This is a genomic window from Bacteroides sp. AF32-8BH (genome assembly GCF_003435205.1).
GTDB classification, from domain to species: Bacteria; Bacteroidota; Bacteroidia; order Bacteroidales; family Bacteroidaceae; genus Bacteroides; species Bacteroides ovatus.
The window spans coordinates 45,380-66,815 of record NZ_QVLZ01000037.1 but is presented as its reverse complement, the minus strand read 5'-3'; the positions used below and the strand labels follow the sequence as shown (position 1 = coordinate 66,815).

At 47.8% G+C, this 21,436-nt stretch carries 31 protein-coding genes, 1 tRNA gene and 1 pseudogene; 24 read left to right on the top strand and 9 right to left on the bottom strand.

The genetic code is table 11. The features are described 5' to 3' along the window. Positions 1–97 precede the first annotated feature (97 nt). Positions 98–337 (bottom strand): hypothetical protein, encoded by a 240-nt coding sequence (locus DWZ47_RS22495; protein ID WP_004306417.1) that lies wholly within the window; start codon positions 335–337, stop codon positions 98–100. A 68-nt stretch (positions 338–405) separates the two neighbouring features. Beyond that, a complete protein-coding gene (locus DWZ47_RS22490) occupies positions 406–1,692 on the bottom strand; it encodes an O-acetylhomoserine aminocarboxypropyltransferase/cysteine synthase family protein (protein ID WP_004299135.1) in 1,287 nt (428 codons plus the stop codon). A gap of 178 nt (positions 1,693–1,870) precedes the next feature. On the opposite strand from DWZ47_RS22490, the gene DWZ47_RS22485 reads away from it, so the two are divergent. The 6 genes and pseudogenes from DWZ47_RS22485 (at position 1,871) to DWZ47_RS22460 (ending at position 5,379) form a co-directional block, all read left to right on the top strand. Next, entirely contained in the window at positions 1,871–2,341 is a 471-nt protein-coding gene (locus DWZ47_RS22485; RefSeq protein ID WP_004299136.1) for an Lrp/AsnC family transcriptional regulator, read from the top strand. A 71-nt stretch (positions 2,342–2,412) separates the two neighbouring features. Continuing rightward, positions 2,413–3,039, top strand: a complete 627-nt coding sequence (locus DWZ47_RS22480; protein WP_004306418.1) for a CatB-related O-acetyltransferase — start codon at positions 2,413–2,415, stop codon at positions 3,037–3,039. A 13-nt stretch (positions 3,040–3,052) separates the two neighbouring features. Continuing rightward, positions 3,053–3,583: a GNAT family N-acetyltransferase gene (locus DWZ47_RS22475; protein WP_004306419.1), complete on the top strand. Its 531-nt coding sequence runs from the start codon at positions 3,053–3,055 to the stop codon at positions 3,581–3,583. Positions 3,584–3,663: 80 nt separating this feature from the next. Next, the gene (locus DWZ47_RS22470; RefSeq protein WP_004299138.1) at positions 3,664–4,398 is read left to right on the top strand and encodes an alpha/beta hydrolase; all 735 of its coding nucleotides are present in this window, start codon (positions 3,664–3,666) and stop codon (positions 4,396–4,398) included. A gap of 93 nt (positions 4,399–4,491) precedes the next feature. Continuing rightward, positions 4,492–4,776, top strand: a pseudogene (locus tag DWZ47_RS22465) (MATE family efflux transporter); the annotation flags it as partial. A 390-nt stretch (positions 4,777–5,166) separates the two neighbouring features. Then, entirely contained in the window at positions 5,167–5,379 is a 213-nt protein-coding gene (locus DWZ47_RS22460; protein ID WP_004327294.1) for a hypothetical protein, read from the top strand. 399 nt (positions 5,380–5,778) lie between these two features. On the opposite strand, the gene DWZ47_RS22450 is transcribed toward DWZ47_RS22460, so the two are convergent. Then, a complete protein-coding gene (locus DWZ47_RS22450) occupies positions 5,779–6,198 on the bottom strand; it encodes a helix-turn-helix domain-containing protein (protein ID WP_117514746.1) in 420 nt (139 codons plus the stop codon). 135 nt (positions 6,199–6,333) lie between these two features. Between DWZ47_RS22450 and DWZ47_RS22445 the strand changes: the two genes are divergently transcribed. The 17 genes from DWZ47_RS22445 to DWZ47_RS22360 all read left to right on the top strand — a co-directional run bounded on the left by DWZ47_RS22445 (position 6,334) and on the right by DWZ47_RS22360 (position 15,218). Further along, on the top strand, positions 6,334–6,525 hold the full coding sequence (locus DWZ47_RS22445; protein ID WP_007750749.1) for a hypothetical protein: 192 nt from the start codon (positions 6,334–6,336) through the stop codon (positions 6,523–6,525). Between the two features lie 10 nt (positions 6,526–6,535). Next, positions 6,536–6,618 (top strand) — tRNA-OTHER (locus DWZ47_RS22440). Positions 6,619–6,644: 26 nt separating this feature from the next. After that, the gene (locus DWZ47_RS22435; RefSeq protein ID WP_004327297.1) at positions 6,645–6,845 is read left to right on the top strand and encodes a hypothetical protein; all 201 of its coding nucleotides are present in this window, start codon (positions 6,645–6,647) and stop codon (positions 6,843–6,845) included. Beyond that, on the top strand, positions 6,835–7,056 hold the full coding sequence (locus tag DWZ47_RS22430; RefSeq protein WP_005932418.1) for a hypothetical protein: 222 nt from the start codon (positions 6,835–6,837) through the stop codon (positions 7,054–7,056). The genes DWZ47_RS22435 and DWZ47_RS22430 overlap by 11 nt, the downstream gene beginning before the upstream one ends. Positions 7,057–7,071: 15 nt before the next feature. Further along, a complete protein-coding gene (locus tag DWZ47_RS22425; protein WP_117514744.1) occupies positions 7,072–9,111 on the top strand; it encodes a kinase in 2,040 nt (679 codons plus the stop codon). Positions 9,112–9,146: 35 nt separating this feature from the next. Continuing rightward, the gene (locus tag DWZ47_RS22420; protein ID WP_004325643.1) at positions 9,147–10,016 is read left to right on the top strand and encodes an AAA family ATPase; all 870 of its coding nucleotides are present in this window, start codon (positions 9,147–9,149) and stop codon (positions 10,014–10,016) included. Next, the gene (locus tag DWZ47_RS22415) at positions 10,013–10,411 is read left to right on the top strand and encodes a hypothetical protein (protein ID WP_007750741.1); all 399 of its coding nucleotides are present in this window, start codon (positions 10,013–10,015) and stop codon (positions 10,409–10,411) included. The genes DWZ47_RS22420 and DWZ47_RS22415 overlap by 4 nt, the downstream gene beginning before the upstream one ends. A gap of 2 nt (positions 10,412–10,413) precedes the next feature. Continuing rightward, positions 10,414–11,091 (top strand): hypothetical protein, encoded by a 678-nt coding sequence (locus DWZ47_RS22410; protein ID WP_117514742.1) that lies wholly within the window; start codon positions 10,414–10,416, stop codon positions 11,089–11,091. After that, entirely contained in the window at positions 11,088–11,324 is a 237-nt protein-coding gene (locus tag DWZ47_RS22405) for a hypothetical protein (protein WP_007750737.1), read from the top strand. The genes DWZ47_RS22410 and DWZ47_RS22405 overlap by 4 nt, the downstream gene beginning before the upstream one ends. Positions 11,325–11,327: 3 nt before the next feature. Continuing rightward, positions 11,328–12,233, top strand: a complete 906-nt coding sequence (locus tag DWZ47_RS22400) for a hypothetical protein (protein WP_117514740.1) — start codon at positions 11,328–11,330, stop codon at positions 12,231–12,233. A gap of 19 nt (positions 12,234–12,252) precedes the next feature. Beyond that, positions 12,253–12,558, top strand: coding sequence for a hypothetical protein (locus DWZ47_RS22395; protein WP_007750730.1), 306 nt, complete (start codon positions 12,253–12,255; stop codon positions 12,556–12,558). 20 nt (positions 12,559–12,578) lie between these two features. Beyond that, positions 12,579–13,091, top strand: a complete 513-nt coding sequence (locus tag DWZ47_RS22390; protein ID WP_004325654.1) for a hypothetical protein — start codon at positions 12,579–12,581, stop codon at positions 13,089–13,091. A 20-nt stretch (positions 13,092–13,111) separates the two neighbouring features. Continuing rightward, positions 13,112–13,321, top strand: a complete 210-nt coding sequence (locus DWZ47_RS22385) for a hypothetical protein (protein WP_227238811.1) — start codon at positions 13,112–13,114, stop codon at positions 13,319–13,321. Positions 13,322–13,506: 185 nt separating this feature from the next. Further along, the gene (locus DWZ47_RS22375) at positions 13,507–13,950 is read left to right on the top strand and encodes a hypothetical protein (RefSeq protein WP_007750725.1); all 444 of its coding nucleotides are present in this window, start codon (positions 13,507–13,509) and stop codon (positions 13,948–13,950) included. 21 nt (positions 13,951–13,971) lie between these two features. After that, positions 13,972–14,622, top strand: a complete 651-nt coding sequence (locus tag DWZ47_RS22370; protein WP_007750724.1) for a DUF3164 family protein — start codon at positions 13,972–13,974, stop codon at positions 14,620–14,622. 2 nt (positions 14,623–14,624) lie between these two features. After that, positions 14,625–14,840: a hypothetical protein gene (locus tag DWZ47_RS30725; protein ID WP_007750723.1), complete on the top strand. Its 216-nt coding sequence runs from the start codon at positions 14,625–14,627 to the stop codon at positions 14,838–14,840. Between the two features lie 108 nt (positions 14,841–14,948). Then, entirely contained in the window at positions 14,949–15,218 is a 270-nt protein-coding gene (locus tag DWZ47_RS22360) for a transposase (RefSeq protein ID WP_117514738.1), read from the top strand. Here the strand turns inward: DWZ47_RS22360 and DWZ47_RS22355 are convergent. Together DWZ47_RS22355 and DWZ47_RS22350 are read right to left on the bottom strand one after the other, a co-directional pair. Next, on the bottom strand, positions 15,205–15,678 hold the full coding sequence (locus DWZ47_RS22355; RefSeq protein WP_117514736.1) for a hypothetical protein: 474 nt from the start codon (positions 15,676–15,678) through the stop codon (positions 15,205–15,207). The two genes, DWZ47_RS22360 and DWZ47_RS22355, sit on opposite strands and share 14 nt — an antisense overlap. Positions 15,679–15,682: 4 nt before the next feature. After that, positions 15,683–16,315 (bottom strand): hypothetical protein, encoded by a 633-nt coding sequence (locus DWZ47_RS22350; RefSeq protein WP_117514734.1) that lies wholly within the window; start codon positions 16,313–16,315, stop codon positions 15,683–15,685. Between the two features lie 69 nt (positions 16,316–16,384). On the opposite strand from DWZ47_RS22350, the gene DWZ47_RS22345 reads away from it, so the two are divergent. Then, positions 16,385–16,618: a hypothetical protein gene (locus tag DWZ47_RS22345; protein WP_005846335.1), complete on the top strand. Its 234-nt coding sequence runs from the start codon at positions 16,385–16,387 to the stop codon at positions 16,616–16,618. Here the strand turns inward: DWZ47_RS22345 and DWZ47_RS22340 are convergent. From DWZ47_RS22340 to DWZ47_RS22325, 4 genes are read right to left on the bottom strand one after another with little or no spacing between them, the layout of a single operon-like run. Beyond that, a complete protein-coding gene (locus DWZ47_RS22340) occupies positions 16,601–18,016 on the bottom strand; it encodes a toxin glutamine deamidase domain-containing protein (protein ID WP_117514751.1) in 1,416 nt (471 codons plus the stop codon). The two genes, DWZ47_RS22345 and DWZ47_RS22340, sit on opposite strands and share 18 nt — an antisense overlap. A gap of 17 nt (positions 18,017–18,033) precedes the next feature. Further along, positions 18,034–19,422, bottom strand: a complete 1,389-nt coding sequence (locus DWZ47_RS22335; protein ID WP_005943942.1) for a DUF935 family protein — start codon at positions 19,420–19,422, stop codon at positions 18,034–18,036. 1 nt (position 19,423) lies between these two features. After that, positions 19,424–19,849, bottom strand: a complete 426-nt coding sequence (locus tag DWZ47_RS22330) for a phage protein Gp36 family protein (protein ID WP_005943940.1) — start codon at positions 19,847–19,849, stop codon at positions 19,424–19,426. An 18-nt stretch (positions 19,850–19,867) separates the two neighbouring features. After that, positions 19,868–21,436, bottom strand: a complete 1,569-nt coding sequence (locus tag DWZ47_RS22325; protein WP_117514732.1) for a hypothetical protein — start codon at positions 21,434–21,436, stop codon at positions 19,868–19,870.

The window sequence follows — 21,436 nt, the reverse complement described above, 5'->3', positions numbered from 1 at the left end:
TCTGGGCTTTGCGCATAAAAAAGGCTGTGTCAGCGTTTTGACACAACCTCCTTATTTTTTGGAAAACTTGTCTGGTGTGATTGAATAAATCTCTTTTTTATTTTATACCGAAATCTTCGGCTAGTTCATATCTATCTTCTTTGATTCCCAGTACATGATTAATTTTTCTCCTTTTCTCGAGATCTTTAAAGTAGTTTTCCACAACCTGATAGAGATCGAAGTTAGTGGTTGATCCTGCGGCTAAATCGAGTGATTCCACCATCTTTTCTACGGCTTGATGGATTTTCTCTGCGTCTATCAGATGCAGTTCGTTGCTGTGTATTAAATATTTTTCCATGACTGCAATGTTTTTAATGTTACATAGGTATAACATCTTGCAGTCATGGAAAGTTCAATGATTGAATGTTAGATTTTGGCAAGCGCCTGATCCAAATCCGCAATCAGGTCATCAATATGTTCCGTTCCAATTGATAAACGTACGGTGCCCGGATAAATCTCCTGTTCGGCGAGTTCCTGTGCATTGAGCTGTGAATGGGTAGTGCTTGCCGGGTGGATCACCAATGATTTCACATCGGCAACATTGGCAAGCAGGGAGAAAATCTCCAGGCTGTCGATGAAGCGGTGTGCTTCCTCTTGTCCGCCTTTTACCTCGAAAGTAAAAATGGAACCGGCACCATTCGGGAAGTAACGTTGATACAGTGCATGGTCAGGATGATTGGATAATGACGGATGGTTCACTTTCTTCACTTTCGGATGATTGTTTAAGAAATTCACTACCTTCAATGCATTTTCTACATGGCGTTCTACGCGCAAGGAAAGAGTTTCCAAGCCTTGCAACAGGATAAAAGCGTTGAATGGACTGATGGTGGCACCTGTGTCGCGCAGCAGAATAGCCCGGATACGGATGGCATAGGCAGCCGGACCGGCTGCATCAACGAAGCGTACGCCATGATAGCATGGATCAGGTTCGGTTAGTTGTGGAAATTTGCCGGAAGCTACCCAGTCGAATTTGCCCGAATCTACAATGACTCCTCCTAATGACGAACCGTGTCCGCCAATGAATTTTGTTGCGGAATGTACTACGATATCTGCTCCGTGTTCGATAGGGCGGATTAAATACGGGGTACCAAATGTGTTGTCAATAATCAAAGGTATTTTGTGGCGGTGGGCTATTTCAGCTACTGCCTCTATATCAATGATATTTGAGTTCGGATTTCCCAATGTCTCGATAAATACGGCTTTCGTATTTTCCTGAATGGCTTTTTCAAAGTTCGATAAATCACTTGGATCAACGAATGTTGTTGTGATGCCATAACTGGGTAAGGTATGAGCCAGTAAGTTATAGCTTCCTCCATAAATAGTTTTGGCTGCCACAATATGGTCGCCTGCACGAGTGATGTTCTCGAAAGCATAAGTGATAGCAGCGGCACCCGAAGCAACTGCCAGCCCTGCTACTCCTCCTTCAAGAGCGGCTACGCGTTGTTCAAAAACTCCTTGAGTGGAGTTGGTCAGACGACCGTAGATGTTTCCCGGGTCCTGCAGGCCGAAACGTGCGGCTGCGTGAGCGGAGTTGTGAAATACATAAGAAGTAGTCTGATAAATAGGTACTGCACGGGCATCTGTTGCCGGATCTGCTTGTTCTTGTCCTACATGAACTTGTAAAGTCTCGAAATGTAAATTCTTTGTTGCCATAATCGTATATTTTTTAAGTTTAATATTCTTTCTTTATTTTCTTGCAAAGTTATTGGATGAAGATATATCGAACAATATATATCTAAAATATAGAAAATAATGCTATTTTTGTGCCATTATATGGAATAATATAACTGTGCTATTCCTAGAAATCACCTTTTAGAAGAATATTTTTCTTATGGATACTTTTGATAAACTGGATAGAGTCGATTTGCAAATACTCCGTACTTTGCAAGAAAACGCCCGATTGACGACAAAAGAGTTGGCTGCACGGGTGAGCCTTTCTTCAACTCCTGTTTTTGAACGTCTTAAACGGTTGGAGAGTGGAGGATATATAAAGAAGTATATTGCCGTATTGGATGCGGAAAAGCTGAATCAGGGATTTGTCGTATTCTGCAGTGTGAAGCTTAGACGTCTGAACAGGGATATAGCAGCCGAGTTTACACGGATTATACAGGATATTCCTGAAGTAACCGAATGTTATAACATATCAGGAAGTTATGATTACCTGTTGAAGATTCATGCTCCCAATATGAAATACTATCAGGAGTTTATTCTGAATGTGTTGGGGACGATTGATAGCTTAGGATCACTGGAAAGCACGTTTGTAATGGCTGAAGTGAAGCATCAATATGGGATACATATTTAGTTCGTTGTGTGATAGTCTGAAATTTATCTTGTATATTTGCTATGTAATATAAATCCTCTTCTGCTGACACAATGAATTCAAAAACATATCCTCGCACCAATGATTTCCAGACTGTTTATCTGAATACAGTGATTAAGAATCCTGCCATTATGGTAGGTGATTATACAATATACAATGACTTTGTAAATGATCCTGTTCTTTTTGAGAAGAACAATGTATTATATCATTATCCGATTAATAAAGACCGATTGATAATTGGCAAATTCTGTTCCATTGCTTGTGGAGCCAAATTTCTTTTTAACAGCGCAAACCACACATTGGGTTCTTTATCCAATTATACGTTTCCTATCTTTTTTGAGGAATGGAATTTAGATAAAGGAGATGTAACTTCTGCTTGGGATAATAAAGGGGATATAGTAATAGGTAATGATGTCTGGATTGGATATGAAGCTGTTATCATGGCAGGAGTTCATATCGGAGATGGAGCGGTTATTGCGTCGCGGGCAGTGGTTACTAAAGATGTTCCTCCTTATACGATAGTAGGTGGGACACCAGCCAAAGAAATCCGGAAGCGTTTTGATGAGAATACGATTGTCCAATTGCAGAAATTGCAATGGTGGGATTGGAGTATTGAGAAGATATCCGAATGTATACCTTATATTACAGGTGGAAAGATTGAAGAACTGATAAAAAGATAAACAGTGTGTATATATGAAATTTACAATAGAGCCCGGAACTTCTGCTGATATAGATGAACTGGAAAAGCTGTATGATGAACTGAATGATTATCTGGCTGCTACGACTAATTATCCCGGGTGGATAAAAGGTGTTTATCCTGTTCGGGAAGATGCGGTTGCCGGTGTAAATGATGAAACGCTTTACGTAGCAAGATATGATGGAAGAATTGTCGGTTCAGTCATTTTAAATCATCAACCGGAAAAGGCTTATGAGAATGTCAAATGGAAAATAGAACTGGACTATAGTCATATCTTTGTGATACATACTTTTGTTGTACATCCTTCTTTTTTGAAAATAGGAGTAGGGCATGCATTAATGGATTATTCATTGGAATTGGCTCAAAGTTCGGGGATAAAGTCTGTGCGGTTAGATGTTTACGAGAAAAATCTTCCGGCTATTTCATTGTACGAAAAGTGTGGGTTCGAATACATTGATACCGTAGATTTAGGATTGGGTCATTACGGTTTAGAGTGGTTCAAACTTTATGAGAAAATCATTTTATAATCCCTTCCTTACATTATGCATTCATTGTTATAATTCAGTTGCTCTTAGATTTATAGAATAATAAATATCACATCATAGACATGAAGAAACTAATTATTGTATTTGTTCTTTTATTATCAGCACTCTCTTGTTTCTCACAAATAGAGTTTTCGACTTGCCTTTTTGATGCTTCAAGAAACAGAGTGATACCGCTAGCCGTCTATCAGCCGCACAAAGTGAATTCGAAAACAAAAGTCATTATATTTAGCCACGGCTACGATGGAAATAAAAATAATAAGTCCAATCAGACTTATGCCTATCTAACACGATTCCTTTCCCAGAAAGGCTTTTACGTAATAAGCATACAACATGAATTGGCAGATGATCCTCTTTTGGCCATGGAAGGTAATTTCATGGAAACACGCATGCCAAATTGGGAAAGGGGAGTGGCAAATATTCTTTTTACTATTCAGGAATTTAAGAAATTGAAGCCACAATTAAATTGGAATGACTTTATATTGATAGGACATTCCAATGGCGGAGATATGACCATGTTATTTGCTACCCGATATCCGCAGTTGATAAATAAAGCCATATCTATGGATCATCGCAGAATGATAATGCCTAGAACACGGAATCCTCGACTTTATACGTTAAGAGGATGCGATTATGATGCGGATTCAGGAGTATTACCCACTGAAAAGGAGCAGGAACAATTCCGGATGAAGGTTGTGAAATTGGACGGAATAACGCATAGTAATATGGGGGAGAATGGAACGGAAGAACAACACAACCTTATCAATCAGTATATCTATGGATTTCTTACACGGAGATAACTGATGTATTATATTTATTTTATCCAATGGTTTTAAATCGGAAGCCTGTTTTTCTTATAACTTTGCAACTGATTTTAGAAAAAGAAGTTTGGGATGATAAATAAATATGAAGAACGACTGGGGACAGAGCGCATGTTACCGCTTGTTTTTAAGATGGCACTTCCGGCTGTGGCAGCGCAATTTGTTAATTTGCTTTATAGCATGGTCGACCGTATTTATATTGGTCATATCCCTGGGATTGGTACGGATGCATTGGCGGGTGTAGGAGTAACGACTTCTCTTGTTATACTGATTTCTTCTTTTTCAGCGATAGTAGGAGGTGGCGGTGCGCCGTTAGCGGCTATCGCACTCGGACAGGGGGATCGTTCACGTAAGGGGGGAGAAACGATGCGTGTCAAAGTTCGGTCGGTCTGAAAATATCTGATTGCTTTGGTTTTCAAAGCGTTAGAACGGGGTAGGAGTGAGCTGGGTGGAAAAACGAAGCGTTTACATCGCTTTACATCGAGCTTACATTTGAACCTTGTTTGAACGCCGTTCAAATGAATCTCTTTACATTAGGAGTGGGGTAGGGGAGAATTCAGGCAGTATGGTATTATTTTACTCCGATTCTTTGCCCAGGCCATACTTCCATATACAAAGATAACCAAATGGTGTAATTTATGCAAGTGGAGTAGGGGAGCGCTTCGCTTCTCTCCTATTTTTATTCATTGAAATTATTCCATATAGCTGATATTTGGTATATTTGCAGTGAAATAAATACCGTATATCATGAGTAAAGTTATCCATGTACATTTGATTTTTGAGAAAAAGAACATCTACTTTGGTAGTATATCGGCCATTTTTGAAACTCTGACGGAGAAACAGGTCGGAATCACTAAGAGTAGTCTTTTACATGCTGGACTGGTTGATGACATTGCCAAATACACGAAACGTGCAATGATTATTCAGTCTCGCTTGATAACATGTACCAGAAAGGGATAAAATGCCTTAGAACGCAATTAAAAGCCGCAAAAGCGGCTTTTTTTGCCCTTATAAGTGTCAAACTATGATGGAAAGCTGTATTTATCCGTTTGAACGCTTTGAACGTCTTAAAAAGTGGAAAGGTTATTCACTTGCTTATTCATTTGGTTATTCATTTAAGCTATTACAAAAACGAAATGTTTTGATTGCTTATTCATTTGGTTATTCATTTTTGTGCCTATTTTATTCTAATAAAACGGGGAAATATCTTTTTTTTATTTGGTATTCATCGGTTTTTATAATATTGTAGGGGGTAAATTGTATATAGATAATATTTATTTACTCCCCTGTATTTTTATATATTCTGCTGTAAAATAGTGATTTAACTGTTTTTACCTCCCTTTCCCCATAAAACACGTTTTAGATGGCATTGGCAACCGTAGAATCGCTTGCATCCGAAACACGCCCCGACTTGTCCTGTTTAAGTTGTGTAATTGTCTGTTTGAGCATCCCTATTTCCTCTGCCATTTCTCGAATGGTGGAGTCTTTTTCCCTTAAAACATCCAGAAGCTCCCTAAAATTATTGTTAGCTGTTTCTGGAGGAGCTGTTTCCGTTACTACTGGTGTAATTTTTTCGGCTTCTATATCTTTTAAAAGAAAGTCGTCGATTGATATTCTAAAAAACTTAGATATTTCACATAACAAACTCAATTTAGGTTCTGTATTACCCAGTTCATAGTTTGACATTGTACCTTTTTTGATGCCCAGAAACTCAAATTCATCTAATTTAAGTCCCCTACTCTCCCTTAAATGTCTAAGATTCTTAGAAAAAATACTCATAAATCTAAATTATTTGGATTAATACTTTGTTGTCTAAGAAACTTAGACTATATTTGCCACGTGATTAAAGTTTAAACACGCCCCAAAGCTACAAAAAAGGCTTGAGGTAACAATGAGAATTTGAAAAGAAGCAAAATGGAAGCAAAATTTAAAAAGGGACAAAGTGTGAGAATCACCAAGAGAAATGGTGAGATCATTGATGGTATAGTTCGTGACTGGGATTATAACATTTGTACGTTCGTGCGGGAATATAATATCGATTATATGAAAAATGGTCAGGTTTGGACTGTAATATGTGTTCCGGAGGATGCGATAAAGAAGCTTTAATAATTTTCTCGGGCAGTTAGTTCAGCTGGTAGAACAAACTAAACTCCTATAATGGAGAGGTTATGGTCCGCGGTTCGAATCCGCGACTGCCCACTACGATAATTTAAATATTAGATAGTATGAAAGAACGAATAGTTGTAGAATACGGTGAGGTGAATAAAATTGCCGAACTGATGGGCTGTACAAACGTGATGGTGAGTCATGCGCTTGCCTTCCGTAAGAACAGCAAACTGGCCCGTTCCATTCGTAAGCTCGCCATTGAGCGCGGTGGATCCAAAGTAGGTGGTAATCCTCAAAATACAAGTAGCCATGAAAAATGATTTGATGACATTGTTCAGCGACCAGCTACACTGGTTTGCTCGTCTGAAACGAAAACAGCGCTTTTGCGTGCTTTACTTCTGTATGAGTTTCGGGATCCTGCTCTCTATTTTTTTTATTAATCCGCTGCTGGAACTTCTCGTAGTGTTGAATTTCGGGATCTCCGTGCGGCTGCTGAAGAAGCATGTCCCTTTGAATGATTTAGAGGATTGATAATCAAGCTGGGAGATGGAATACTTTGATAATATATTGTGTGTAACTTACAAAGAGTTGCTGGATATAATGCCCAAAGGCACTTTGAATAGCCAGCTGTCCCGAGAAAAACTGGATGTCGTTTCCCGTGGCGGTGGTGAAAATAATCCGGCTCTGTATGCCTATTCCTCCCTTCCCGAAAAGTATAAACGACGTTGGGTTCTTCTCAAAGGAGAACCTGAACAGCAAATGAGACAGGAAATGATTCGTAACATAGTGAAGAAAGACGAGAAGGCCGAGCGCTTTTTTGAGGAGTACCGCTACGACAAGAACGGTGAGATAGTCGCTCTTCCCGTGGATGTGAAGAAGGAATACACCTGGAATGCTTCGGTACTGAACGCGCTGATGGAAGAGTTCAAACGCTTGAGTTCATCCAATAACAAGCTGACCGGTTTCCGCCGTAACCTTTGGGAACTTCTGCTTGTCACGAGTGAGGAATGGCGTCCGGTGTACGGGCACAGCCTTCCGGGCAGTGTGGGGCGTTTGAAAGCCCTGATAAACAAGTTCCGTCCCGACAACTACGGTGTGCTTGTGAGCGGTAAATACGGCAACAGCAACACGCTGAAGATCGAGGAGGACGGCGGGCGTTATCTTGTTGCATTGAAACGCAGCCGCGTTCCGGTTTATACTGACATGGAGATCTTCGAGGAGTACAACCGTGTCGCTCCGGAACGTGGCTGGAAGCCCCTGAAGAGTCCCCGCAGCCTCCGCGAATGGTTCAACAGCCCGCGTGTCGAACCTCTGTGGTACGATGCCGTTTATGGGGAAATGAAGGCACACCAGCGTTATGACCGCAAGCACCGGACCATCCTTCCGAGCCGTCGTGACAGCCTCTGGTATGGCGACGGCACGAAGCTGAACCTCTACTATCGTGACGAGAACGGAAACAAGTGTACTACAAGCGTGTACGAGGTGGTGGATGCCTATAGTGAAGTTCTGCTCGGTTATTACATCAGCGACAATGAGGACTATATCGCCCAGTATCATGCTTTCCGCATGGCTATCCAAACGAGCCGGTACAAACCCTACGAGATCGTGTGCGACAACCAGGGCGGTCATAAGAAGAACGCGGCGCTGGGTCTTTTCTCGAAGATCAGCCGTATCCACCGCCCGACAGCTCCGTATAATGGCGAATCTAAGACGATTGAGAACATTTTCTACCGCTTCCAGAGCCAGGTATTGAAGAAACGTTTCGGTTTCACCGGGCAGAATATTACGGCAAAGAGAGATACAAGCCGTCCGAATTTGGAATTCATCAACGCGAACATCGACTCCCTTCCCACATTGGAGGAACTGAAGGAACAGTATGCCGCCGCCCGTGAGCAGTGGAACTCAATGAAGCACCCGGCTACTGGCATCCCCCGTATTGAGATGTACAATACCAGCGTGAACGAGGCCACCGATCCGGTCAGCGTTCCTGATATGGTGGAGATGTTCTGGTACACAACCGATAAACCGTCGCTGTTCACCGCCAGCGGTATCGAGATCACGGTACAGGGAAAGAAATACCCTTACGAGGTTTTCTCCGCTCCCGGTGAGCCTGACCTGGAATGGCGCCGGCGTAATACCTACAAGAAGTTCTATGTCCAGTACGATCCCTATGACATGAGCAGCGTACGGTTGCTTTACAAGGACAAGGGCGGTGCGATGCGTTTCGAGTGTGTGGCCTCGTTCCCGCTGATGATCCACCGTGCCCAGCAGGAGCAGACGGAAGCCGAAAAACGTTTCATCCGCACCCAGCAGGAGGCCGTCGTCAATGAGCGTATAAACCGTCAGGTCGTCGCCAAAGATATCGAGTATGAGCATGGTGTCGCACCGGAGCAGAACGGTTTGCGTACTCCTGACCTGAAAGGTCTCGGAAAGGAGGCGCAACGCCAGATTGACCGCCGCACGAGAAAATACAGCCAGCCGCCCCGTCCTTCCATAGGCCGTGACATGAAAGTCATCAGCAACGTGACATGGGACAGCTTTGAGAAGAAGGAAGTGAGCATCCGCAAGGTGGTCGGGAAATTATAAGGAACAGATTTATAACAAGATAAAAAATATTGATTATGGAAATTACAATGAAAGAGAAGAACGCCATCAGTGAGAGCCTCCGGGCTTACGTGGCGAAGTATCCGAGCCAGACGAAGGCCGCGGGTAGTCTGAAGGGAGTCAGTGTGGGTACTGTGAGCAATATCCTGAACGGGCGTTATGAGAATATCAGTGACGAGATGTTCCGTAATGTCGCCTCGCAGGTCGGTGGTGTAAGCGCTACCGGCTGGCAGATCGTGGAGACCGGCGCTTACCAGGAGATCACGGCTGTGCTCTCCGATGCGCAGCGCTGGCGCAATGTCACATGGGTGACCGGTGAGGCTGGTTGTGGCAAGAGTACCACCGCCCGTGTTTACCTTCATGAGCATAAGGAGGTTTTCTATATTCTCTGCTCCGAGGACATGAAGAAAGGTGACTTTGTCCGCGAGATAGCCCGCACGGTCGGGATCCGGACTGAAGGGTATAATATCCGTGAGGTGTGGGGACTTATTTTGGATGATATCATCCAGATGGACGCGCCCCTGCTGGTGTTCGACGAGGCGGACAAGCTGACCGAACCGGTGTTCCACTACTTCATCAGCCTGTACAACAAACTGGAGGAGAAATGCGGCGTCGTGTTTTTGAGTACCGATTATATTGCCAAACGCATCAGCAATGGTCTGCGATACCAGAAGCCTGGCTACAAGGAGTTCTACAGCCGTATCGGACGGAAATTTTATGAGCTAGAGCCTACGGACGTGAACGACGTGTTTGCGATCTGTTCCGCCAACGGTGTGACTGACAAGAAAGACATCGATAAGGTGATAAAGGAGGCTTCGACATGTGACTTTGATTTGCGGCGTGTGAGGAAGTCCATTCACAAGGTGAAACGCATGGTGGGGGAATGACTCCCGTTCAAATACCGTTCAAACGTAATTTTAAGGATATGGAAAACAAATTTGAATACTTAAAGATCGACGGTCGCGAGCAGCTTCCTGCTCCCTGGAGCGATTACCCAGTCTTGAGGGAATACGAGACGGTGACCGTTTACCGGAATGGTCGCGACTATCTGGACGCCCTTGTGGGACAGCAGGACGGCTGGTGGGTTGCTGGCGTTCACATGGAGGTGGGCGGTTTCGGCGGCGGTTTCAACCCGGGACGTAAATGGGGACAGTTTGCTACCCGTGAGAATGCCCTTCTGTGGGCACTCGGCAGGATGCTCTGCCACGAGAAACTGCGGGGTGCCGCACGGCAGGCCGTGCTTGATCAAATAGACAATATCCGACAACTAAAACTGTTCTGACCATGGAAGAAGAGAAAAAGGATAATAAAAAAGCGGGCATGAGACGTGCCTTGAATGTCAGGGACATCCTGAACAAGAAGTATGACGTATTCCCTTTTGAGGGGAAATGGAAGGATGCCTTCGACACTCCGGAAGTCCGGGGCTGCTGGTTCGTGTGGGGCAACAGCGGTAACGGCAAGACCTCTTTCGTGATGCAGCTCTGTAAGGAACTTTGCAAGTATGACCGTGTGGCGTTCAACTCCCTGGAGGAAGGAACTTCTCTGACTGTCCAAAATAACCTGCGGCGCTTTGGTATGGCCGAGGTAAGCCGCCATTTGGCGTTCATCAAGGAGGACATCCCCACCTTGAAGATCAGGCTCCGGCGTCATAAGAGTTTCAACGTCGTGATCATTGACAGTTTCCAATACACGCAGATGACGTATCGTGACTATATCCAGCTGAAGGAGGAGTTTCCGGACAAGCTGTTTGTTTTCATCAGCCATGCCCGCGGCAAGAATCCTAAAGGTGATGCGGCCACGAGCGTGATGTATGATGCCGACCTGAAGATATGGGTAGAGGGCTACGTCGCCTTCAGTAAGGGACGTTATCAGGGGGCCACTGGTGAATACACAATCTGGGAGAAGGGTGCCTATGACTATTGGAATGTGACGGGACCGAAACAGAAAGGAGGTCAGGCATGAGCAGGATAAAGAAACAGCTGGCGATTTGTCCTCCCGCCTATATGTGTAAGGGGCCTAACCGTGAGAACTTCGTCAGTACCGGTCACAAGTGTGGTTACTGCAAGGGTAATGGCTGGTTCTGGGGAACGGAAGAGGGCAGCCGCGAGGACGTGCATGTGTCCTGCCCGGTGTGTGGCGGTAGCGGTGAGCTGGATGCGATTATAACAGTGGACTGGAAACCTTCAAGCAAGTAAGCCATGAGAAAGGAGTATTACAACTACGTTGTGAAGCTGCCCGTTCTGCTTCATGAACTGTTCCGCGGGAAAGTTGCCGACTATCATTTTTCCGACATGACGGTAGTGATGACCCACCTGGTAAAGTCCTATATCCGCATGACGGACGGTGGCAGGGTTTCTACTGCCACCCGGCGTATCCTTCTCTGCATGGACCGTATTCCGGACATGTCGTTCTTCTTCCGCCGCCAGGAGAAGGCGGTGCTGTTCTTCGAGATGGATCCGGCCGTTGCCGACAGCCTACAGCGTGCCATCGTTTCCGGGGGCTGGGGCAACCGCCAGCGTCTTGCCGTCCGCCTGGTATGCGCTTTCTGCTGCGGTGCCGGTGTGACGTTGAACAACCTTTCGATGGAGCTTGCCGCCGGAGAGGTGTTCCGCCGTCCGGAAGGTTATCTCATACATACCTACGTGAGCAATTACCAGTACGTGTTCCTGAAGGAGACGGCCGCTGCCCAGCGCATGAGCGTGGAGGGTATGCTGACGGCCGCCGCTGAACTGCTGGTGGGAACGGATGACGAAGGTTCCGGATACCATATTCCGGAGAGTCTCGGCCGTATTGCTGACCGCGTGCTCGAGGTGAGGGGCAGCACGCTGAAGGACTTCCGCCGGCAGTGTCTGGTGAGCATCCGCACGAACACTATCGGTTCGGACCGTATCGCCGCCTTCATGGAAAAGCACGGCATCGCCTCCGCCCGTGAGTTCCTGCGTCGCGTGGTCCTCTTCTTTCTGGAGGCACGGTATCTGATTTACCGTAAGGAGGTAGAACTTGATGAGGATGACCTTCCGGAGGAGGAAGAGACGGATTGGGAGGAAACTATGTACAGCCAGTATCAAAAAAGAGATTTCGCGATTTCAACATATAATTATTAACCATTAAAATTTAACTGAAATGATTACAGAAAAACAGAAAGAGGCAGTAAAGGAACTCTGCCAATACGTGGATAACTTTTGTAAGGAAAATAATCTTAGTGCCTTTATGAGCGTTGCGGCCAGTGAGGACCATCCGGACGGGCTTGAGCAGATAGCCGGCTCAATCATTACCGGCAAGACTGAACATATTGTCGGCTCTATTTCTGGGGTTGTCAAAGCGAATAAGAATGTCTATATACTGCTTTCCATGGGGCTTATGCAGGCCTATACGAGAAAGGCTGACATTAATACTATTCCGTTCGATGAAAATTTGAATATGAACTGATGAATGCAGCATAAACAGCTATGAGTGAAAATAACAACAAGCAGAAACGTAAACGTGTCTGTCCGCATTGCGGCCGAAAGTTGTGGATGCGTGAGTTCTATCCGTTGAAGAATGGGGGACGGAGTTCCTGGTGTCATGAATGTGTGCTGGCGTACAAGCGTGAACAGTACCGCAAGCACCGGAAGGTTGCTGACGGTACTTTCATGCACCGGACACTGGGACGGCTCGTCGAGCATAAGGGATATTCCACCCGTATCTTTTGGAACGGCAATATGCTTTCCATCATGCGTCGCCACTATCACAATACCCTCAACCGGGAGCTGGCTGAAATGCTCGGTGTTTCCGAACGCAGCGTCACCCGGAAGGCCCGAGAAATGGGACTGGAAAAGGACAAAGGTTTTGTAGCCTCCCTTAGCCGGGAACATTTGTTGCTGGCAAACGCGAGAAGCAAGGAACTGGGATATCCAGGCGGCTTCACCAAGGGGATGAAGTTTCGGGGAAACCAGTACACCGGGAGAATAAGAGTTGAATAACATACAGCACGGTCAATATTATGAGTAAAAAAATGGTAATTGTGGTCACCGCCGTTGGTGTCCGTAAAGTAGTGGAAAAATGGCTCTGTGAGAATATGACTTGCGAGCTGGTTGTGTCACGTAACGCACGCCATGAGTGTTGTGTGGAAGTCATCTATGATAGCGGAAACCCTTCGGTCTTGCGTACCCTTTTGCAGGCTGCCGTGGGTGAAATAATAGAGTTGTGCTGATGTGGTATGAATAGTTTGAGTTAATGAAAATCTGAATAGAATGGGCATACTTGAATTTTTCGACCAGTATAAGTGTACAAAAAATGAAAAAGAGCATCTTCTTGATTATTTGTGTACTATCAGAGTAAAGAGAGTGATTAAGGAAATTAATGACCTTAAAATAAACAAAAAAAAACAGCATAGCCATGCAGATAGACATCAACAGCCGCAAGCAGTTAAATAAACCCGAGAATTATGCGGTGTTTTATAGTCTTTTGAACCGCCTTCCGACATCTGACCGCGATGCTTTGAAGGAAAGCGTAGTTTCCCAGTACACGGACGGACGTACCACGAGTCTGCGCGACATGACACTGAAGGAATACAGTGCGGCCATAGCCGGGATGCGTAAGCTGGTGCCGCCCACTCACCAGGAAGAACTCCGGAAGATTCTCCGTCAGAAGCGTTCCGCGGTACTGCACCAGATGCAGCTGCTGGGCATCAATACGGCCGACTGGGACAAGGTGAACGCTTTCTGCCTGGACAGCCGTATCGCTGGTATGGAGTTCCGTGAACTTGACTGTGAGGCGTTGGACACGTTGCAGGTGAAGCTGCGCGCCATCCGCCGCAAACGTGAGAATAAACAACAGTAATAACCATTTAATTTTTTAGTTATGGACTTGAAAGAACAATTAAAAAGCCTGTCCGTCCAGGACAGAAAGGAGCTTTTGAAACAGCTCCAGCAGGAAGAGAAGGAAAACAAGCGCAACCGTCGCGACGCCTACGAGGGGCTTCGTGCGCAGTTCATGCTTGAAGTGAAGAACAAGCTGTTTCCAGTCGTGGATGACGTGAAAGCCTTCCGTGACTGGGTGGAGAAGGAAGCCGCCTCTTTCCGCGACCTGATGCGCGACTATGGCCAGCTCCGCAAGGATGATCAGGCAAGTTTTACCATCGTAGACGGTGACATGAAGCTGGAAGTGAGGAGTAACAAGGTGAAGAGCTTCGACGAGCGTGCCAACCTCGCCGCTGAGCGTCTGGTGGATTACCTGAAGCGTTACGCCATGAGCCGGGAACTCGGTACCGATGATCCGATGTACCAGCTCGGTATGACCATGATCGAGCGTAACCGCCAGGGTGATCTGGACTACAAGTCGGTGAGCAAGCTGTACGAGCTGGAGGACCGTTTCGACAGTGAATACACGGAGATTATGGACCTCTTCCGTGAGAGCAACGTGGTGTACAAGACCGCGGTGAACTACTATTTCCATAAACGTGACGAGAACGGTGTCTGGCGCCGTATCGAGCCCTCATTCTGCCGGTTGTAGTTATGGAAAAGACGAAGAACATCGCGCCGCACGTCATGGCCTGCAAGCGCTGTGAAGGCAAGGGACGTATCTTTTACCTGGACCAGGGAGGAGCTCCTTTATCCGCAAAATGTCCGGTCTGTAATGGCAGCGGACGGGTGAAGGTGCAGAGCAAGGTGATCACCCGCGTCGAGCCGTTTGTCCCGGGTGAAGATGACACAGAACTGATGACCATGTGATTTTGTTCACACTCTAAACAGAAAAACGCCGCATTCATACACGATGCGGCGTTTTTTTTATTAACATCCCCGGTTAAATGCCTAATTTTGCAGCATATACCTGGACTTATGACCAAAGGACGAGACAAGAACCTGATAGAACTCCGTGATGAAGCCCTGTGCCGCCGTTACTATTACTGGACGGAGGTGCAGCGCCTACGTTTTGATGATGCCCTGAAAGTGTTGTCCCGCCAGGAGTTTTTCATTTCCGAGGAGCGGATCATGTCCATTATCCGGCGCAAGTGCCGGGAGCTGAAGAACCTGGAGGTGAAGCCCGTTCCGAAAGTGAAGAAGCCCCGCCTGACAGCCGTCCAGCTCTCGCTCTTTACGGGAGAATAAACCTTGCCGTGCCTTCCTGCATGGCCGACTCGTCATGCAGCGTGAAGGAATAAACCGTCTCGTACACCTTGATGTTTCCCGGCAGCGAATAGTCCCGGCTCTTTACCCTGACCAGCGGGCTGGTCTCTTCCGTGCACTGGAACTCCTGCAAGGCCTTGTACAGCTCTTTAGCCTTGAGCTGGCGTTCTCTTACCTTGTCATAGGTTCCGGAGGTGTAGTGGGTGTCATCGTAACAGTCGACGGCCAGGCGTATGGTAATGAATGACTCGCTTTTCTGTACCCCGTATCCGAGGTCGTTCCAGTCCGATTCGGCGTTCCCGATGAGCACGCAGGGGAAGGTTACCGGGTAGTGGTCCTCCTCCGCCCCGGCTTCAAGCTGTCCGTAGTCCTCGTCAATGTATGACAGTTCAGGTATCTTTTCGGCGATGCGTTCCATGATTGCGATAAAAATTTCTTCCATGTTGTTATAAGTTTAAAATATTTCTGATTTCATTCTCCATTTTCCGGTCTATCTTTTCGGACAGTTCCCGGCTTTCCCCGATAAACTGGCGTTGCGGTATTTTTATCCGGAGCTTTTTCTTTTTGGTGAGCGCCAGCCTTTTCCATTTCAGCGCTTCCTGATTTTCCTGCGGTTTATTGTTTACGGCAGAACCCTTCTTTTTGCCTTTTCTTTTGCCCGTGGCGGCTTTTTTAGCCTTGCCTGAAGCCTGGTAATACTTCGTCCATGCAAAACGCCGCATTTGGGGCGTAACGGTCGGATGCACTTCTCCTCCCCAGTTATTGACCGGCGCATAGACGAGTTCGTTTGCCACCCTCACCCGGTATTCTCCCGGCATGTATTTGACGGAGCTGAAGAGATGGTTCCTTCCGGAGAGCAGCGTCCCGTAGTTCCCTGCCGCATCGGTCCGTCCCGAGGACAGCCTTTTCGCTTTCGGCCACGGGTGTAATCCCCCGTTTACGAATCCTCCCTGCCGGAAGTTGTCCTGGAAATGGTCTTTTGCCATTCGTCCGGCGATAACCGGCATCTTCCGTTTCATTAGCCCATCCAGTTCTTTCCGTTTGGCTTTTATCAGTTTTGAATATTCTTTTATGTCCATGAATGACTGAATTAAAAAATAATTTTATACTTTTGCAGCAAGGCGTTTTTTATGTGCCTTTTTTGCGTTATGGAAATACCTAAACAAGTGTCGGAATTAGCAAACAGTAGCGGTTACAACTCCGTTGTCTTATCAGCCAGTTCCCCTGAAGGAAGCATCTATTCCGTGGGCTGTGTTGACGGGGATGGTTTTGAGTTGCCTGTCGGTCTTCCCGCCTTTATTCTGTTCGACGGCCAGTCCTGCCGTCTGGTGGACGGTGAGGAGGGGCTGGCACTTTCTTCCCGTTTATTTGGTGATGAATAGTCCCATGATTTTGGGATTTACCAGTTTGTTGTCTATTCTTATCACTCCCACACGGCCCGCTTTCATGCTCTGTATGTAATTGCTTGCATCATCCTTTCCGGTTTGCGGGTCGAAGAACCTTGTCTTTCCTTCAGTCACCTCCGCGCAGAACACGTGTGCGGAGCCGCCTTTCCAGGCACAATATATCTCGTATATTCCATCCTCTCTGAATTTTTCCCTGAAGTATTCCTTCAGCCGGTTTGCATTCATTACTTGATATCCCTTTCTGACCTGCCATTTATAGGTATAGTCATAATCCGGCTTTGTTCCGTCCCGGTTCAGGAAACGTTCTTCCCATGTGATACCTTGTTTTGCCATTTCATTGTATGCGCTTTGTCTGATGTTGGGTTTTGCCTCGATGTCAAACCCCAACCTTCTGAGCATGTGTGTCACGGTGCAGGTCTGGCAATTCACGCGGTATCCTTCCTCTTTTCCGAATTTCGGGTTCTCCTTTCCCTTGTTCGCCTGTTCGTATGTCATCGGCTTGCCTTTGGTAACGCCGAGTGCCTTTTCTATCTTGAGATTGTTGCGGGCGATGTCGGTTTTTTCCTCCAGCGTCAGGTTGTCCGGCATTTCGGCTATCATTTCGTTGATGCGCCTGGTCAGTGCGTCCACGGCTTTTTTTGCTCCCGGATGCGCTTCAGTAACGTAGGGGTGTTTGTCTGAAAACAGTTTGCCGTCTTTTCCCGGATTGTTTTCCAGACCGTCATGTGCCTTGTTCTGCCCGTTTTCGTCCGGTACCGCTGTCGGCGCTTCATCCGTTGATGAGAGCGTGCACTTGCAGTTCCATCTGTCCCCGGGCCTGTGCTCGTTCCAGAACGGATCATCTATTGGACGTATGGTCCCCCAGAAAATCCTGTGGTCGCTTCCCGGATGTATGGATGTGGAAGGCATCCATTTGAGATTCGGCAATACGTCCTTTTCCCTTTCGAACTGCCTCCAGTCCGCGGCCTGGTGTGCCCGTATGACGGCCGTGTCGTATTCTGTACGCAGCCAATGGACCATCTGATGGTCGGCTATGGGCATGGCTTCCTTTACCCACTGTTCAAACGGCTTTAAACTTCCGTTTTTGTCCAGCAGCAGCGCTGCCATGTCGTTCTGTGCCCTGTGTACCTTGAAAGCTGCGAACACGGCGTTGTTCATTCGGATTTCCCGGTAGAAGTCATAATCCGGATCGTCGGGCTTTCGTGTCCCAAACCCCTTGTCCGCTGCCTCGTTTATTGTTTTCCATGTGGCTTCGAACAGGTTCTCCTCGATTTCCGTCAGGGGGTGGAAGTCTTTACTGTAGATGTTCTTCAGGGCTTTCTTCAGTACCTCTTCATCGAACGAGAATAAAGTTTCCACCTGTTTGTCCTCCATTCTGTAGAGGTCGTTCATCACCATTCTAAAGCTGCCCCGTCTCTCCCCGGGGCTTTCCCGAAAAAACGTTTCAGCCAGTTGTACGCGTTTTTAAGGGCATTTTTCTTTTCTTTGGGTGTTCCTTTACCGTGCTTTTCCAGTTCCGGTTCTTCTTCCGGATCCGGTTTATCCTCTTCCGTCTTTTCAGTCTCTCGGGCCTTCGCCGCCTCGATTTCCGCCGCTTTCTCCTCCTGGCGTTTCTTCAGTTCGTCATAGTTTGCCGGTTTCTCGATCCCGAATTCCTCGTAGAGATAGTCGTCACCCACCGGCAGGTTGAAGTTCGTGCGCAGTTGTGTGAGGATGGACATCTTTTTCTCCGGTTCGATAAGCTTCTTTTCCGGATAGCAGAACTCCCCGCCTGTGGTGTCTATTCCGAGCATTGCGAATATGTCGGCCATGTCATAGTTGAGCACGTCGAGGATGTCCTGCCTGTCGGAGAGCGTCACTTTCTCCTCCACATCCTTGTGTACGGTTCCCAGTGCCTGTGTGCCCTTGTCGGAGGCTTCGGTGGTGAGCGTGTTTCCGAGGAACAGCTTTGAGATTTCGTTGTTGCAGCGCTCGCAGAGCTTGTCGTAGAGGTCCGCGCTCCCTGTCTTGTTCGCGGCTTCCACGAGCTTGAGCACCGTATCCTCCGCGTGCACGAAAACCGACAGGCTTCCGGTGCTGTCCGCATCGTTCAGCGCCCTCTGCCGTGCCTCGTCGTCATCCGTGGGATACGTGTACTCCCTGATGGGCGCTCCGAACACTTCCGCGAACTGTGCCCAGTCCGCCACGTCGTTACGTTTGTATATCACCCAGATAGCTGCTTTCACCAGCAGCCCGGGATCGTCGGGTGAACCGATGAACAACAGGTCCGGGTACTCGTCCCAGGACGTCCCGGTGGTGTCCGTCTGGTGCCGCAGTATGAGCCTGCGCACGGGATCGACGTGTTTGCGCGGTATCAGGTCGTAGTTCACCCATTCCCCCTTTCGGTAGAACTGCACGAGTGAGAACCCCCAGAATTTGGCGTCCAGGATGTCCCCTATGAACTTCCGGAACCATGGGGACCTGATCTGCTTGTTCACCTTCTCGTCCGGTTTCCCGTTCCTGCGGAATTCTATGGAAGATGCCAGTGCGGCATTCTTCCGTTTCTCTATGACACTTGTCAGGTGCGTGTCCATGAGTATGTCGCTGAACAGGTCGTACAGCCTGAAGCGTCTGGAGTAGTCCACATTCTCGAAAGCCCTTACCGCGAGCATGTAGTCCGCTATGTCTATACCGAACCTTCTGGGCTGTGTCAGTATGATGGTTGCGGGTCCTTTCTGCCCGGGCCTCGGCAGGTTCCCGCTTTGGGTTATCTTTCCGGCCCCTTTCTTTCTTTTGCTCATATTACCAATGGTTTACACGTTTACGGTTGCTTTTGATAAGGAAATTTGATTTTGCCGTCCTCGTCTCTTCGGACAGCAGGGGCAGGCCGTCCACCGATATCTCCTCGGCCGCCACGGCTTTCAGCCATTCGACCGCCCTTTCGTGGCGTTCCTTCCGCAGCGGTGACAGGTTCCTCGGGTTATGTATGCAGAAGATGTGGTACACGGCTATGTCGATGGCCATCATCAGGACAAGCTGGTTGCGTTTGTCACCGGTTGCCGTGAATATTTTGTCACAGTCGTAACGTCTGGAAAGGTAGCAGCGCATCTCGGCGACGGCGCGGTCCTCACATATCTCCACGACAGCGTCATCCTCCCTTGTCAGTGCGTCCAGAATCTCTCGGTGTATGCTCGCGTCGTAGTCTGAAAGTTCGATAAATTTGCTCATAATGATAGGTATTGAAGTTTACACTCTGTACTTGTTTTGTGACCGCGTGCTTTTCCTTGTGACAATGACGGGCTTTTCCGACTGTCTGGCCTTGCGGTCTATAATTCTGTTTCCCCCCTCCACGCAGTCGGGTCCGTCTGCCGGATAGGTCAGTTGGAGGTTGAACAGCTTGAACTGTTCCGCCATCCGTTTCATGTGCGGGTTGTCCTTTTCGGCCTCGTTGAGTATCAGGTTCCCCTCCCGGTTGAGCGGTTCCAGGTTCGCCTCGATACGTGTGGCCTTGTCGGTTTTCTTCTCCTCGTCCCCGGTGATGTACAGTGATATTTTCCTTTCCCTGCGTATCCGCCTCACGATGGGCTGGAATACCTGCTGGAAAAAAGGATCCTGTAATTTGTTGTTCTCCATGTAACAGTACACGGTGGTTTTCCCACCCACAAACTCCAGCAGCTTGATGTACCACTCGACAAATTCCGCGTTCAGCCCCCTGTCCAGGAACGTTTTTATCAGATAAAGCCTTCCCGCGAGTTTCCCGAGCAGGCATACCGTTTTGGTGGAACTTTTTTTCGTCTTGTTCTCTCCCGGTGCGGGGTCCCCGTATATCACCAGGAACTTGAACCTGGAGAGTGCCGGCACTTTCCCGTAGGTGATTTCCGCGAACACGCCGCCGTCCACCACCGGGTTGTTGAAGAACTCTTTCTGTGCCGCCGCCGCGCTCACCAGTGAAAGGAAGAGGTCGATATCCTCCTCGGAGTTCTTTTCGGGCCATACGGATAGCCCGTTCTTTCCCCGGATGTTGATGATATCCACGTGCCCGATTCCTTTCGCCTTCAGTTCGGTGGCCTTTTCGATGGCCCTTTTGATGCAGCAGTCCGGCGCGATGATGTTCCCGTTGAACAGGATGCGGTAGTTTCCCGATACGGACATGGTCGGTATCAGCGCCTCCTCCAGCCATTTCCATTTGGTTTTGATGCGTTCCGGGTTTCGACACTCCTCGTCGGTGTCTATATCGTCCACCAGGATGAAGTCCGGGCGGAAGTTCTTGTTACGTGTACCGCGCGGTGACTGCCCGGCTCCAATGGCGCGGAAGGAGCACCCGCACATGCAGGTGAATTCCCCGGTTTCCCACGCTCCCGGTTTTTTCTGCTGTCCGTAGTCCTGTATGATCCGCTGGTTCTCCTCGAAGTTCGCCATGAACGGCAGCAGTAGCCTTTCCGCATTGTCAGCCGAGTTGGAGATCAGCAGCACGTTGCGTATCTTTTTTGTCAGTGCCAGTTTGGATATCTCCATCATGGAGCGTGCGGATTTCGCCAGCTCGCGTGACCAGGCCCTTACCTCGTACCAGCGGTTGTTCCTCATCAGCCGCCCGGTGGCTTTCCTGTGGAAGGCGGCGGACTCGCAGGTGCAATACATGGCGAAGTAGTATTTGAACCACTCCTCGTCGTTCTTCTCCAGCCTTTCCCGCCTCTGCCTGATTTCCGTTTCCGTGTCCGTGGGGTTGATGTCCGAATGTTCTCGCACGGATGCCACCAGCTCGTTCCAGCTGCCCAGCGCGAGCCTGTCCTGTGTTGTGAGTCTTTTCTTTGCCAT